Origin of the sequence: Achromobacter aegrifaciens, from assembly GCF_902859735.1 — a bacterium.
Lineage (GTDB): Bacteria > Pseudomonadota > Gammaproteobacteria > Burkholderiales > Burkholderiaceae_B > Achromobacter > Achromobacter aegrifaciens.
Genome location: NZ_CADIJY010000004.1, coordinates 119754 through 132718, shown reverse-complemented (window position 1 = coordinate 132718; position 12965 = coordinate 119754). Strand labels below are relative to the sequence as shown.

Here is a 12965-nt window from a genome sequence, read left to right as displayed (position 1 = left end):
TTACTCCGCTCCAACGCGGGGATCGAAGGCGGGATAGAGCAGGTCGACGAACAGGTTGACCAGCACGTAGATGACCGCGACGAACAGCAGGCAACCCTGGATCACCGGGTAGTCGCGGGCGAAGATGGAATCGACCAGCAGGCGGCCCAGGCCGGGTATGGTGAACACGGTCTCGACCACCGCGATGCCGCCCAGCAGATTGCCGAGCACCAGGCCGATCAGGGTCCAGGTGGGGCCGAAGGAATTCTTGAATACGTGATGGGTCAGCACCGCGCGCTCGCTCAGGCCCTTGGCGCGGGCATGGGTTACGTAATCCAGGCGCAGGACCTCCAGGGCGCTGGCGCGCGCCATGCGCATCAGCACGCCGATCTCGTGCAGGAACAGCGTCAGGATGGGCATGGCCAGGTACAGCAGGCCGGCGACCGCGTCCTCCGACACCGACACATAGCCCACGACCGGCAGCCATTCCAGCTTCAGTCCCAGCAGCAGCAACAGCAGCAGGCCCAGCCAGAAGGTGGGGATGGAAACCAGCAGCGTGGCCATGCCGACCAGCGCGATATCGGTGGCACGATTCTGGCGCCAGGCGGCGATGATGCCGGCCGGCACCGCGACCAGGGCGGCGGCCGCCACGGCGGCCAGCACGATGGGGGCGCTGACCAGGAAGCGGTCCCAGACCAGGGACAGCACGGCCTGGCCGGTGGTAATGGATTTCCCCAGGTCGCCCTGCAGCAGGTCGCCGAACCACAAGGCGAATTGCGCGGGCCAGGATAGGTCCAGGCCCATGCGCTGGCGCAGTTCTTCCAGGCTGGCGGGGTCGGCAAGGTCGCCCAGCAGCAGTTGGGCCGGATCGCCCGGGATCATGCGGATCAGCACGAAAACGGCGACGGACACGATCAGCAGTGTCGGTATGGCCATTCCGATGCGCGAGAGTGCGAAGCGAAGCATAGGGGGCTCGTAGCTCACGTCCCGGCGCCTGCCGCGGCAGCGCGATGGTGACGATACGGTTGACGGGGCCGCTATGCCAGCTCGGCTGCGGGACGACGTAACTTTGACGTCCTGTCATAAAGAAGTAAAACTAAAATTACTTTGTGATATATAAAGTTCTTCTTACCGATATGGCGCCCACCCGATGAGCTCGATCCGCTTCTTCCGCACCTTCGTCGCCGTGGCGCGCAGCGGGTCTTTCGCCGCGGCGTCGGAACGGGTGTCGCTGACGCCGGCCGCGGTCAGCCTGCAGATGCGCGCGCTGGAAGACGACTTGGGCGTCACCCTGTTCGACCGCAGCGGCAAGATCGTGTCGCTGAGCGAAGGCGGACACCGGCTGTTGCCGCGCGCGGAGCAACTGCTGGCGGTGTACGACGACCTGCGCGACGGCCCGGCCGGCGACGAGCTGGTGGGTTCCATCGATGTGGGGTCGGTGGGCACGTCCATGGCGTTCCTTGCGCGCGCCGTACTGACCCTGCGGGACTCGCATCCCAAGCTGAACGTGCAGCCGGTGATCAGTTTTTCCGGCGACCTGTCGCTGCGCGTGCGGGCAGGGGAGCTGGACGCGGCGCTGGCGGTCAAGAACGCCCACAAGCTGCCTTCGGGCACGCAATGGACGCCGCTCTACACAGAACCCTTTGTGTTCATCGCCAACCGTCAGGCGGCGGGCAAGGCGGACGTGGCCAGCCTGATGGCGCGGCGGCTCTTCCTGCGGCCTTCGCGCGACACGCACACGGGGGCGCTGATCGATGCCTTCGTCCGCAGGAATCACCTGAAGTTTGGCGAGTACCTGGAAATCAATTCGCTGCGGACCATGGTTGAACTGGTACACCAGGATGTCGGCGTGACCATTGTTCCGCTGACGCGCGCGGCGCATTGGGAGGAAGATCCGCGGCTGCGCGTGGCTTACTTCGATGATCCCTCCGCGCAGCGCACCGTCGGGCTGTTCGAGAACGAGGCGCGCAGCCATCTGACCAGCGCCCTCAGGCGCGTTCTGCTAGCCACGATCGAGCAGGATGCCCAGGTCAGGCGGTGATCCCCATTACAATGCGGTATTCATCACCTCACCAGGAGTCATTCGCCATGCGCCACTGATGCCGCCGTCTACGCGACGGCCAGTCTCCACCCACCCCCAAAGAGCAGGGGGAGTTCTTGGCATCCTTGGAATTGCACATGACGAATCCCTATATCGCGCTGGAAGGCGTGTCTTATGTTCTGCCGGACGGCAGAACGCTATTCTCCGGTCTCGACGAACAGTTCGACCTGCGGCCTTCCGGGCTGGTGGGCCGCAATGGCGTGGGTAAGAGCGTGCTGGCACGCATTCTTGCCGGGCAGCTGCCGCCGACCCACGGCCGCTGCCTGCGCTCGGGCAGCGTGCATTACCTGGCCCAGCAGGCGGCGCCCGGCGTGGCGGAAACCGTGGGCGGCCTGGCGGGCATGCAGGCCACGCTGGCTGCGCTGGAGCGCATCGAAGCGGGCAGCGCCGCCACCGAGGACTTCGACATCGTGGGCGAGCGCTGGGGGGCGCGCCTCGCGTTGCAGCAGGAGCTGGAACGCTGCGGCCTGGGCCATCTGGATGCGGCGACGCCGGCCGCCGCGCTCAGCGGCGGCGAGGCCATGCGTGTCGCCTTGATCGGCGCGTTGCTGTCGGACGCCGACTTCCTGATCCTGGACGAACCCACCAACCATCTGGACAGGCCGAACCGGCAGGCCCTGGCCGAGCAGCTGCAACGCTGGCCGCGCGGTTTGCTGGTGATCAGCCACGACCGGCAATTGCTGGAGGCGATGCAGCGCATCGTGGAATTGTCGACGCTAGGACTGCGCGGGTATGGAGGCGGCTACAGCTTTTACGCGCAGCGCAAGGAAGAGGAACGGAGCAATGCGCTGTCGCTGCTGGAGCAGCGCAAGCATGAGCGCCAACGCGAGGAACAGGCCCTGCGCGAACAGCACGAACGCCAGGAACGCCGCCAGGCGCGCGGCAACCGTCAGGCACGCGACGCCAATCAGGCCAAGATCCTGCTGGGCCGGCAGAAGGCGCGCAGTGAAACTTCCGCGGGCAAGCTGCGCCACCAGCATGCGGCGGCCAGCGAGCGGCTTGCCTTGCGCGTGCGCGAGGCGGCCGCGCAGGTCGACGACCAGGACGCCATCGTGCTGCATGCGCCGCCCGCCGCGATGCCGGCGCAGCGGCGCGTCGCCGAACTGGATGCAGTGGAGCTGCCGTTTGTTCCGGCCGCCACGCGCCGCATCGACCTTACGCTGGGCGGGCAGCAACGGGTGGGCGTGGTCGGTCCGAATGGTTGCGGCAAGTCGACCTTGCTCAAGGTGCTGGCGGGACAGCTGCAGGCACCGGGCGGAACCTGCCGGGTCGCGGCAAAGGCCGTGTATCTGGACCAGGGATTGGCCATGCTGGCGCCGCAGCGGCCGGTGCTGGAGCAGTTGCAGGCGGCCAATCGCAGCGCGACGCAAGCCGACTTGCGCACGCGCCTGGCCCAACTGGGGCTGGACGCGCGCAAGATCGCGGCGCCCAGCGGCGAGCTCAGCGGGGGAGAGCGCCTGAAGGCCGCGCTGGCCTGCGCGCTGTACGCCGACCCGCCCGCGCAATTGCTGTTGCTGGATGAACCCAGCAATCACCTGGATCTGCCTTCGATGCAGGCATTGGAGGCGATGCTGCGCGCCTACCGGGGCGCCTTGGTCGTGGTGTCCCATGACGACTCGTTTATGGAGCGTCTGGACCTGACGCACCGGCTGGTTGCGGGCAGGGAAGGCTGGCGCCTGGAAACTATCTGATCGACAGTTCCAGGATGTCGTCGCCAGCCTCGTCGCGCTCCCCGGTGGGCGTCCACCCCAAGTGGCGGTAGAAGCCATGGGAGCGCACGGCGGGATCGCTGGCGCATGCCAGGAACAGGCGTTCGTGTCCCAGGCTGGCCAGATGGCGGACCACCAGTTGCAGCAGCGTCTTGCCCGCGCCTTGGTTCTCGCTTTCGGGCAGCAGCGCCAGCACCACGATTTCGCCGGTCTCGCGGTCGCCGAAGCAGTAGCCTGTCACCCGGCCGTGCGCGCAGGCGACAAAGCCGGGCAGGTCGCCCGAGCGCACGCCAGCGGCCCAGCTGTCCTCGGTGATGCCCAATGCGTGCAGTTCCTCCACGGAAAATGCGTTCTCTCTCGTCTGGCCGCGGATCGTCAGGCAGGCGGGGACGTCGTCGGCGGTAGCGGGGCGGAATGTCAATGTGCTCATATCCGTATATTGACACCCTGTGCGCAATCGTGGCGAGCGGTAACACTCCGCGCGTCCGGGCGGCATTAACATCGTTCGCTTCAATCCGCGCACTGCAGGGTGTAGGCATGCTCGAGTCCGTACTCGCGCCATGGGCGCTCACCGGCCGGCTGTGGCTGCGGTTCTGGCCGCAATTGATGGCGCTGGTGCTGGCAGGCACGCTGGCCCGCGATGTGCTGCTGTGGGTGGCGGCGCAGACCGGCTTCGCCAACCATCTGGCCGGCCTGGCCGTGCTTACGCTGGTGGCCCTGGCTCAGCTGGTCACCACTGTCGCCATGTTCCTGGTGCTGCTACCGGGTCTGCCAGCCTTGCAAAGCGCACAGGAAGCGGCGCGCGCCGGACAGGCGGAGGCCGGCGGCAGCAACGGACGTCTGGGGCGGGCGCTGACCGTGGCCTTGTTGCCGTTCTTCGCCTACTACGCCGCCTGGGGTTTCCTGGGCGACATCGTGCGGCAATACTCGCGTCTTGCTTATGGGCTGGATCCGCTGGGCGAGCACGGCAATGTGCTGGACGCGCTGGATTCCCGCTGGCTGCTGGTGTCGGTGGCGATTTCCTGGCTGGTGCGCAAGGCGGCGGTGACGGCGCGCGACCGCACGGGCAAGGGTCGCTGGCAATGGCTGGTGGTGCTGTGCGAAACCAACTGGGTGCTGATCGGCTTGTACGTCATCAGCCGCTGGAAGGACCAGGCGTGGCAGTGGCTGGCCGACCGGCGCGGCCTGGAGGCGTTGTTGCAGTCCCTGATGAACATGCTGACGCCCGTCACGAATGCCTGGGCGGCGGGCATGACGCCCGTGGAGGCGCAGGGGCGCGGCCTGGGCGCCGCGCTGCTCAGCCTGTTCTTCTATGCCTTGTTGCCGGTGATATGGCTGGTGATGGCCGCACTGGTCTATGGCTATGACGTGCGCGACGATGCCGATCTCAGGCGCTATGAACGGCTGCAACGGCTGGGCGATCGCTACCGCGCCGTGCCGCGTTTTCTGCGCGATTTCGTCGAGCATTTCGTGGCCGGCTACCGCAAGCGGTATCTGCCGCTGGCCAGCGGCGTGCGGCTGGCCTTTCACAGCAGCGCGCTGCTGCTGGTTACGCTCATCGTGGGCTACCGCCTGATCGACTGGGGCGCCGCGTGGCTGTGGTACGGCGCGGCGCGCCTGATCGGTCCGCACGACCTGGATACCTGGCAGGTGCTGGCGCATGGCGTTTCGCTGCTGTTCGGCAGCCCCTTCCGCGATTCTTCCACGGGTCTGCTGATCGAACCCGTGCGCATCTGCTTTCTTGCGGCCGTGCTGGAATGCGCTTACGCACCCTGGAAGATGCGCAGCGCGGCGCCCGCGCCAGCAGCGTGAGTCAGCCGGCAGGCTCCGGCGGCGCGAAGCGCAGGTAGGCGGGCCGTTCGGCGTCGATGGACACGGTGATAGACCAGGGCGCGGCTGCGTCGGCGGGCACCATGAAGGCTTCCATGATTTCGACGCTGGCGCCGGGTGCGGCGCCGCTGTGGGCCGCGGCCACGCAACCGCGTGCGGTGCCGCGCGGCAGGCGCAGCGCCGGGGCGATGGCGGGCAGCCAGGTGCGTCCCTGCGCGTCGTGCAGCGCAATACGGCAGCCGCGCCAGCGCGTGGGCAGATCGGCAGATTGCACCTGCACGGAGAAAGCAGCCAGCGCGGCGCGCGAGCCGGGCTGCCAACCCCTGCCGGCAGGTGGTTCCAGTACCGCGAATTGCCGCAGCTGCCATTGCGCGCCGCCCAGCGGCGCCTGCGCGCCCGCCGCGATTTCGCGCGGCTGCAATTCACGGCCTGCGAGCCAGCGGGCCACGCTGTCGCGACCGCTCCAGTACAGCGTCAGCGCGAGCAGCACAGGAAGCAGCCACAGGCTGCGGCGGCGCCAGCGGCGTTCGCTCGCGGCCGCATCGTTCATGGGGCGGCCTCCTGTTCCAGATCATGGTTGGCGGCGGCGATGGGCCGGCCGGAGGCGTCCAGCGGGACGTCGTCCAGCGTAATGCGCACCTGCGAATCCAGGCGCGGGTCATAGCGCGCGGACAGCAGCAGCGTGGCGCCGCGCGCCTGATCCGGCCGGATCTCGAACACCAGCCGCACGGTGCGCGGCAGGCCCGGTTCCAAGGCGTGGGGCGGCTGGTTGCGCGCGAGGGCAAGGCGGTCCGTATGGCGGTAGGCCAGGCCGCCGGGTCCGAGCCAGGCGGCTTCGCCGACCGTGGCCGACGTGTCCCGTGCCGCCAGGCGCAGCCAGACGATGGCCCAGACGCCGCCCGTCGTGCGCGTCTGCGTGGCGCTCAGGCTCTTGTAGTTCAGCTGCTGCGCGAACTGCACGCGCTCCACAGTGACGTCGAACAGCCTGGCGCTCACCGTCTGTCCCATGGCGCCGCTTGCCGTGATGGGGCCGGTCAGCGCCATGTAGCGGGGCGTGGTGCGCTGCATGGCGTACAGAGCCAGCGCGGCGGCCAGCACCAGCAGCAGCGTGCCGAGCCGTGCGCTCATGGGGCCGACTCCGGCGCGCCGCCCGGGGCTATCGGCAACTCGATCCGGCCCACGTTCGCGGGATTGAACCAGCCCGGCGCGCCATACAGGTTGTCGACGGGCTTGTAGATCTTGCTCTGCACCGCGAGCGCGGTGCGCATGGGAACCGCGGCCGCGGGGGGCAGCATCCAGACGAAGGCCATGCGCTCGGGCAGGCCGGGCTGCAGATAAGGCATTTGCTGGGAGTCGCGCAGGCCGACCACCATGGGCTTGCCGGCAGCCGATCCCGGCGGTGCATTCCAGCGCAGCAGTCCGAGATAGTCGGCGCTCGATTCGGCGGTGCGGTTGGTGAGGTCGGCCTCGACCACCAGCGCCGTGGCGCCGGGCTTGAGCGGCACGCCGTAGACCTTGGGCGTGGAGGCGGTCCAGGCCCGGCGCGGCACCACCTGCCACTGGCCGGTCTGGATCGAGATATCGGCGCCATACACGGGTTCGGACACGCGGTTGAGCTTGCCGTAGGCGCCGTAAATCGCCACGCTGGCCGCGGCGACCAGAGAGCCTATGCCTGCCAGGCTGGCTGCGACACGGGCTCTGAGCGAGTGCAGTACGCGCATCCGGACTCCAGGCGCGCAGGCCGCGCGCATCGGGAATCCCAGATCGTAGGCGTGTCGCTCCTGGCGGGTTTTGTCCTTATGTTTCCATGCATGTCGGGGGCGGCAATGCTGCGTGCGCCGGCCAAGTTTTGAAACAATTCGCCAGGCGCGTTGCGCAGTCCCGGGCGCTTCAGAACAGGTTCAGCGCCCGCGCCACCCACCAGCCCAGGCCGATCGCGACGCCGATCAGCAGCGTCCTGCGCAGGCCGCCGCCCTTGGCCGGCACGGCGCCCGGAGGGAGGCCCGCGTTCGGGTCCGATTGGACGGCTGCCGTCGGGGCGCGGGTCGGCGTCGGCTCATCGGTCTCGATCACGAACTCCGGCTTCGCGCCCTGCGGCTTCAATCCCGGCGCGAGATTTTCCACGTCCACGCCGGCATTGCGCAGCATGTCCCACAGGCCGCCATCGCCCTGGCCGGCGCGCAATGCCTCGATGCGTTCGCGTTCGGCGCGCGGCACTTCGTCCAGGCTGTCGTATTTGCGGCCATTGACCGTGACCGCGCCATTCTTGATCTCGACCTTGAAGGACTCGCCGTTTTCGATGCCGGCATAGCTCCAGGTCTCGTTGACCGTGGCGCCGTCCATTCCGCCGTCCAGCAGATCTTCGATGTTGGCGCGCTGTTCAGGCGTGAGGTCCTTCGCGGCGCTCCAGCTGCGCGTCGTCGTGGTGCTGCGCCAGGTCTTGGCTTTTTCGTTCATGCGTGGGTCCGTTGTCATGCGGGTCTAGTGCAAAGGCACTTACTTTGTCCTTAATGCAAAACTTATTTTCATGTCAAGAAAATCGATCTGATATGGTCATCTGAGCGTATCAGATGGCCTAAAAAGCGCATAATGTGCGCACCCTTTCCCAAGCTCCATGTCGTGGGGATCGGGTCGATTTTCTGCAAGCGAAGAGCGTGTTGTCACTAGCTCGGCGGTTCGTGTTCCCAGGTTCATGTTCGGTAGCTAGGACAACTTGGAGTATTCACGGAGATGTCTATGACAGAAGACGCAAAGCCGCGCAGGCGGTTCCTGCAGGCGTTGGCCATTGTGCCGGCGTCGACGCTGGCGGTGGGCGCAATGACCACCGGCTGTACCAACGAGCCGGATGGCGCCGCAGCGCGCGCGGCCAAGCCCTACGAACCCACCTATTTCACCAAGGCCGAATGGGCCTTCATCGTGGCCGCGGTGGATCATCTGATTCCCGCAGACCAGTACGGTCCCGGCGCCATCGAGGCCGGCGTGCCGGAGTTCATCGACCGCCAGATGGAAACCCCGTTCGGCCACGGCAAGCTCTGGTACATGCAAGGTCCGTTCCACACCGACCAGGTGCCGGAACTGGGCTACCAGCTGAACCAGAATCCCCGCGAGGTCTACCGCCACGGCATCGAGGCCTGTGACGCCTGGTGCGTGAAGACGCACGGCAAGGCCTACGCCGAACTGGACAAGCCGCTGCAGGAGCAGATCCTGAAGGACCTGCAGGGCGGCAAGATCAAGTTCGAAACCGTGCCTGCCACGACGTTCTTCAGCTTCCTGCTTTCCAACACCAAGGAAGGCTTCTTCGCCGATCCGATGTATGGCGGCAACAAGAACATGGTGGGTTGGAAGATGGTGGGTTTCCCGGGCGCGCGCGCGGACTTCATGGACTGGGCCGACCAGCCCAACGCGAAGTATCCCTACGGCCCCGTGTCGATCTCTGGGGAGAAGGGTTAAGCCATGGCGATCAAGAAAGACAAAGTCGATGCGGTGCTGGTCGGGTTCGGCTGGACCGGGGCGATCCTCGGCCAGGAGCTGACCGAGGCCGGCTTGCATGTACTGGCGCTGGAGCGCGGCGCGATGCAGGACACGCCCAAGGACGCCGAGTATCCCAAGGTTGCGGATGAGCTGGCGTACTCCGTGCGCGGCAAGCTGTTCCAGGACCTGTCCAAGGAAACCGTGACCATCCGCCATGGCGTGGACGACGTGGCCGTGCCGTACCGCCAGAACGGCTCGTTCCTGCTGGGTACGGGCGTGGGCGGCGCGGGCTTCCACTGGAATGGCATGCACTACCGTGTGCTGCCCGAAGAACTGGAGCTGCGCACCCGGTATGAAACGCGCTACGGCAAGAACTTCATCCCTGAAGGCATGACCATCCAGGATTTCGGCGTGACCTACGACGAGCTGGAGCCGTACTTCACGAAGTTCGAGTACGTATGCGGCACCTCCGGCAAGGCCGGCAACCTGAACGGCCAGATCGTCGAAGGCGGCAATCCGCTGGAAGGCAAGCGCAGCAAGGAATTTCCGCTGCCGCCCCTGACCACCACCTACGGCGCCCAGTTGTTCGACAAGGCGGCGCGCGAGGTCGGTTTCCATCCGTATCCGGCGCCTGCGGCCAATGCTTCGGGTCCGTACACCAACCCTTATGGCGTGCGTCTCGGCCCCTGTAATTTCTGCGGTTTCTGCGAGAACTACGGCTGCTACATGTACTCGAAGGCCTCGCCGCAGACCACCATCCTGCCGGTGCTGCTGAAGAAGCCCAACTTCGAGCTGCGCACGCACTCGCACGTGATCAAGGTCAACCTGGACTCGAGCGGCAAGAAGGCCGTGGGCGTGACCTACATCGATGCGCAAGGCCGCGAAGTGGAGCAGCCGGCGGACCTGGTGATCCTGTCGGCCTACCAGATGCACAACGTGCGCCTGCTGCTGCTGTCCGGCATCGGCAAGCCCTACGATCCCAAGACCAATGAAGGCGTGGTCGGCAAGAACTATGCGTACCAGATGAACGGCGCGGTCAGCGTGCTGCTGCCCAAGGGTACCCAGCTCAATCCCTTCGTGGGCACGGGCGCGGGCGGCGTGGGCATGGACGACCTGAACGGCGACCAGTTCGACCACGGCCCGCTGGGCTTCCTGGGCGGCGCCAGCATCCGCCACGTGCGCTACGGCGGCCGTCCCATCAAGCAGACGCCCACCATGCCGGGCACGCCCAGCTGGGGCACGGGCTGGAAGGCCGGCGTACAGGACGCCTACCAGCGCCACATGTCCATAGGCATTTCCGGTTCGGTGATGTCGTACCGCGACGCCTATCTGTCGCTGGACCCGACCTACAAGGACAGCTTTGGCCAGCCGCTGCTGCGCATGACCTTCGATTGGCACGACAACGAGTTCGACATGCTGGGCTACATGGGCAAGCGCATGGAAGAAGTGGCCAAGGCCATGAAGCCCGAAAAGTACGCCGTGGGAGTGCGCAAGAAGGGCGCGCGCTACGACACGCGGGTCTACCAGAGCACGCACAACACGGGCGGCGCCATCATGGGCACCAACCCCAAGGAAAGCGTGGTCAACAAGTACCTGCAGAGCTGGGACGTGCCCAACCTGTTCGTGATGGGCGCCTGCGTGTTCCCGCAGAACATGGGCTACAACCCCACCGGCCTGGTCGGGGCGCTGGCCTATTGGTCGGCGCAGGCGATCCGCGACCTGTATCTGAAGAACCCCGGCCCGCTGGTCCAGGCTTAAGGAGACGGCACAATGATTAAGCAGACCATTGTTGCGGCCATCTCCGCCCTGGTGGCCAGCGCCGCGTTCGCCGCGGACGGCACGCCGGCCGCCGCCGACGCCCAGATGATCAAGCAGGGCGAGTACCTGTCGCGCGCCGGCGACTGCATCGCCTGCCACACGGCCAAGGACGGCAAGCCGTTTGCAGGCGGCCTGGGCATCGATTCGCCGCTGGGCATGATCTATTCCACCAACATCACGCCCGACAAGGACACCGGCATCGGCGGCTATTCCTACGAGGACTTCGACCGGGCCGTGCGCCATGGCGTGGCCAAGGACGGGCACTCGCTGTATCCGGCGATGCCGTACACCGCCTACGCCAAGGTCACGCCCGAGGACGTGAAGGCCTTGTACGCCTACTTCATGCATGGCGTGGAGCCGGTCAGGCAGGAGAACAAGGACACGGACATCATCTGGCCCTTGTCGATGCGCTGGCCGCTGGGCGTGTGGCGCTGGATGTTTGCGCCCGACGTGGCCACGGCTCCCGTGACCGCCGATACCCAGGGCGCCGACCGCGCCGCGCTCCTGCGCGGCCAGTATCTGGTTGAAGGCCTGGGCCATTGCAGCACCTGCCACACGCCGCGCGGCGTCGCCTTGCAGGAAAAGGCCTTGACCGAGGCGGACGGCTCGGCCTTCCTGTCCGGCGGCGTGGTCGAAGGCTGGCTGGCCAAGAACCTGCGCGGCGACACGACCGACGGCCTGGGCAGTTGGAGCCAGGCGGACATCGTGGCCTTCCTGAAATCCGGTCGCAACGGCCATTCCGCGGCTTTTGGCGGCATGGCGCAGGTGGTGGGCGACAGCACGCAGCACCTGTCCGATGCCGACCTGAACGCCATCGCGGCCTATCTGAAGAGCCTGCCGCCGGTGAACAAGGACGCCACCAAGCCGCTGGCCTACAACGAGTCCGTGGCGCAGGCGCTGCGCACGGGCAAGGACAAGGGCGACGGCGCCATGGCCTTCCTCAACAATTGCGCGGCCTGCCACCGCAGTACCGGCAAGGGCTATGCGGAAACCTTCCCGCAGCTGGCGTTGAGCTCGACGGTGAATTCGGCGGACCCCGCGTCCCTGATCCACATCGTGCTCAAGGGCGCGCAGATGCCGGCCACCGCGGCGGCGCCCACTGCCTACGCGATGCCGGGCTTCGACTGGCGCATGACCGACAAGGAAGTCGCCGATGTGGTGACGTTCGTGCGGTCCAGCTGGGGCAACCAGGGGGCGGCCGTCACCGCCGCCGACGTGGCCAAGGTGCGCAAGGACGTGGGGGCGGCGCCGCAGCCCGCGCGTTGAGGTCCCCGCGGCATCGCGCAGCGTGATGCAACACGGCGCCGGCAAGCTGCAGGGCTTGCCGGCGCTGTTTTTTCCGCGGAATTTGACAAGAGCCGATGCCGGGCGCAAGCTTCACCACATGCGCCGATCCCTGACCCCGTTCGCTTTGATTATTACCACCATCAAGGTCATGGTGGGTTAGCGCGCGTCGGTACATCGCTACATAAACCCGCCAGAGGCGGGTTTTTTGTTGGCCCGCCTCCTGCCGCAGTTTTTTCCAGGAGAGCACTTCATGATGTCCACAGAACCTTCCGCCGCCGCCACGCCCATGCTGCACTTTCTGTGCGGCAAGATCGGCGCCGGCAAATCCACGCTGGCGCAAGCCTTGGCCGCGCGGCCCGGCACCATCCTGCTCAGCGAGGACAGCTGGCTGGCGGCGCTGTATCCCGGAGAAATCGTGGACCTGACCGACTACGCCAGCTGCGCCAGCCGCCTGCGCAATGCCATGGGCAGCCACGTGGCGGCGCTGGTCGGGGCTGGCTTGTCGGTGGTGCTGGACTTCCCGGCCAACACGCGGCGCAGCCGTGAATGGCTGCGCCAAGTGGCGCAAGAGGCCGGCTGCGCCCATCAGCTGCATTTTCTGGATCTGCCCGATGAGGTCTGCAAGGCCAGGCTGCGCGCGCGCAATGCCTCGGGCACGCACCCTTACACCACCACGGACGAACAGTTCGACATGATCACGGCGTACTTCGTCGAGCCGGACGAAGACGAAGGGTTCAATCTGGTGCGCCACGGGCAAGCCTGAAGAGAGG

Annotated in this window: 13 protein-coding genes; 7 read left to right on the top strand and 6 right to left on the bottom strand. The window is 66.7% G+C overall.

The window, feature by feature from the left end:
• Positions 1 to 945 (bottom strand): ABC transporter permease, encoded by a 945-nt coding sequence (locus tag HV766_RS13605; protein ID WP_054456359.1) that lies wholly within the window; start codon positions 943 to 945, stop codon positions 1 to 3.
• Between the two features lie 184 nt (positions 946 to 1129).
• Between HV766_RS13605 and HV766_RS13600 the strand changes: the two genes are divergently transcribed.
• Both HV766_RS13600 and HV766_RS13595 read left to right on the top strand, forming a co-directional pair.
• Positions 1130 to 2020, top strand: a complete 891-nt coding sequence (locus HV766_RS13600; protein ID WP_054456360.1) for a LysR substrate-binding domain-containing protein — start codon at positions 1130 to 1132, stop codon at positions 2018 to 2020.
• Positions 2021 to 2157: 137 nt separating this feature from the next.
• Positions 2158 to 3771, top strand: coding sequence for an ABC-F family ATP-binding cassette domain-containing protein (locus HV766_RS13595; RefSeq protein ID WP_175181310.1), 1614 nt, complete (start codon positions 2158 to 2160; stop codon positions 3769 to 3771).
• Here the strand turns inward: HV766_RS13595 and HV766_RS13590 are convergent.
• A complete protein-coding gene (locus HV766_RS13590) occupies positions 3764 to 4219 on the bottom strand; it encodes a GNAT family N-acetyltransferase (protein WP_175161441.1) in 456 nt (151 codons plus the stop codon). The two genes, HV766_RS13595 and HV766_RS13590, sit on opposite strands and share 8 nt — an antisense overlap.
• A 107-nt stretch (positions 4220 to 4326) precedes the next feature.
• Here HV766_RS13590 and HV766_RS13585 point away from each other — a divergent pair, with 107 nt between their 5' ends.
• The gene (locus tag HV766_RS13585) at positions 4327 to 5601 is read left to right on the top strand and encodes a hypothetical protein (protein WP_119451379.1); all 1275 of its coding nucleotides are present in this window, start codon (positions 4327 to 4329) and stop codon (positions 5599 to 5601) included.
• A 1-nt stretch (position 5602) separates the two neighbouring features.
• Here the strand turns inward: HV766_RS13585 and HV766_RS13580 are convergent, their stop codons facing one another.
• The 4 genes from HV766_RS13580 to HV766_RS13565 form a co-directional block, all read right to left on the bottom strand.
• Positions 5603 to 6169, bottom strand: a complete 567-nt coding sequence (locus HV766_RS13580) for a hypothetical protein (RefSeq protein ID WP_054456364.1) — start codon at positions 6167 to 6169, stop codon at positions 5603 to 5605.
• A complete protein-coding gene (locus HV766_RS13575; RefSeq protein WP_175181309.1) occupies positions 6166 to 6747 on the bottom strand; it encodes a hypothetical protein in 582 nt (193 codons plus the stop codon). The genes HV766_RS13580 and HV766_RS13575 overlap by 4 nt, the downstream gene beginning before the upstream one ends.
• Positions 6744 to 7340, bottom strand: coding sequence for a hypothetical protein (locus HV766_RS13570; RefSeq protein WP_175181308.1), 597 nt, complete (start codon positions 7338 to 7340; stop codon positions 6744 to 6746). The genes HV766_RS13575 and HV766_RS13570 overlap by 4 nt, the downstream gene beginning before the upstream one ends.
• Positions 7341 to 7509: 169 nt before the next feature.
• Positions 7510 to 8076, bottom strand: a complete 567-nt coding sequence (locus HV766_RS13565) for a hypothetical protein (RefSeq protein ID WP_175181307.1) — start codon at positions 8074 to 8076, stop codon at positions 7510 to 7512.
• 279 nt (positions 8077 to 8355) lie between these two features.
• On the opposite strand from HV766_RS13565, the gene HV766_RS13560 reads away from it, so the two are divergent.
• From HV766_RS13560 to HV766_RS13545, 4 genes are all read left to right on the top strand, one after another.
• Positions 8356 to 9069: a gluconate 2-dehydrogenase subunit 3 family protein gene (locus tag HV766_RS13560; protein WP_175181306.1), complete on the top strand. Its 714-nt coding sequence runs from the start codon at positions 8356 to 8358 to the stop codon at positions 9067 to 9069.
• A 3-nt stretch (positions 9070 to 9072) separates the two neighbouring features.
• Positions 9073 to 10848 carry a GMC family oxidoreductase gene (locus HV766_RS13555; protein WP_054456372.1) on the top strand — a complete coding sequence of 592 codons (1776 nt, stop codon included), beginning with the start codon at positions 9073 to 9075 and terminating at the stop codon, positions 10846 to 10848.
• A gap of 12 nt (positions 10849 to 10860) precedes the next feature.
• Positions 10861 to 12174, top strand: a complete 1314-nt coding sequence (locus HV766_RS13550; protein WP_175181305.1) for a cytochrome c — start codon at positions 10861 to 10863, stop codon at positions 12172 to 12174.
• A gap of 271 nt (positions 12175 to 12445) precedes the next feature.
• On the top strand, positions 12446 to 12958 hold the full coding sequence (locus HV766_RS13545) for a P-loop nucleotide/nucleoside kinase family protein (RefSeq protein ID WP_175181304.1): 513 nt from the start codon (positions 12446 to 12448) through the stop codon (positions 12956 to 12958).
• Positions 12959 to 12965 lie beyond the last annotated feature (7 nt).

What these genes read in the sequence shown, in the direction of transcription:
- HV766_RS13605 (WP_054456359.1), bottom strand. Translation starts at nt 945, where the DNA reads ATGCTTCGCTTCGCACTCTCGCGCATCGGAATGGCCATACCGACACTG.
- HV766_RS13600 (WP_054456360.1), top strand. Translation starts at nt 1,130, where the DNA reads ATGAGCTCGATCCGCTTCTTCCGCACCTTCGTCGCCGTGGCGCGCAGC.
- HV766_RS13595 (WP_175181310.1), top strand. Translation starts at nt 2,158, where the DNA reads ATGACGAATCCCTATATCGCGCTGGAAGGCGTGTCTTATGTTCTGCCG.
- HV766_RS13590 (WP_175161441.1), bottom strand. Translation starts at nt 4,219, where the DNA reads ATGAGCACATTGACATTCCGCCCCGCTACCGCCGACGACGTCCCCGCC.
- HV766_RS13585 (WP_119451379.1), top strand. Translation starts at nt 4,327, where the DNA reads ATGCTCGAGTCCGTACTCGCGCCATGGGCGCTCACCGGCCGGCTGTGG.
- HV766_RS13580 (WP_054456364.1), bottom strand. Translation starts at nt 6,169, where the DNA reads ATGAACGATGCGGCCGCGAGCGAACGCCGCTGGCGCCGCCGCAGCCTG.
- HV766_RS13575 (WP_175181309.1), bottom strand. Translation starts at nt 6,747, where the DNA reads ATGAGCGCACGGCTCGGCACGCTGCTGCTGGTGCTGGCCGCCGCGCTG.
- HV766_RS13570 (WP_175181308.1), bottom strand. Translation starts at nt 7,340, where the DNA reads ATGCGCGTACTGCACTCGCTCAGAGCCCGTGTCGCAGCCAGCCTGGCA.
- HV766_RS13565 (WP_175181307.1), bottom strand. Translation starts at nt 8,076, where the DNA reads ATGAACGAAAAAGCCAAGACCTGGCGCAGCACCACGACGACGCGCAGC.
- HV766_RS13560 (WP_175181306.1), top strand. Translation starts at nt 8,356, where the DNA reads ATGACAGAAGACGCAAAGCCGCGCAGGCGGTTCCTGCAGGCGTTGGCC.
- HV766_RS13555 (WP_054456372.1), top strand. Translation starts at nt 9,073, where the DNA reads ATGGCGATCAAGAAAGACAAAGTCGATGCGGTGCTGGTCGGGTTCGGC.
- HV766_RS13550 (WP_175181305.1), top strand. Translation starts at nt 10,861, where the DNA reads ATGATTAAGCAGACCATTGTTGCGGCCATCTCCGCCCTGGTGGCCAGC.
- HV766_RS13545 (WP_175181304.1), top strand. Translation starts at nt 12,446, where the DNA reads ATGATGTCCACAGAACCTTCCGCCGCCGCCACGCCCATGCTGCACTTT.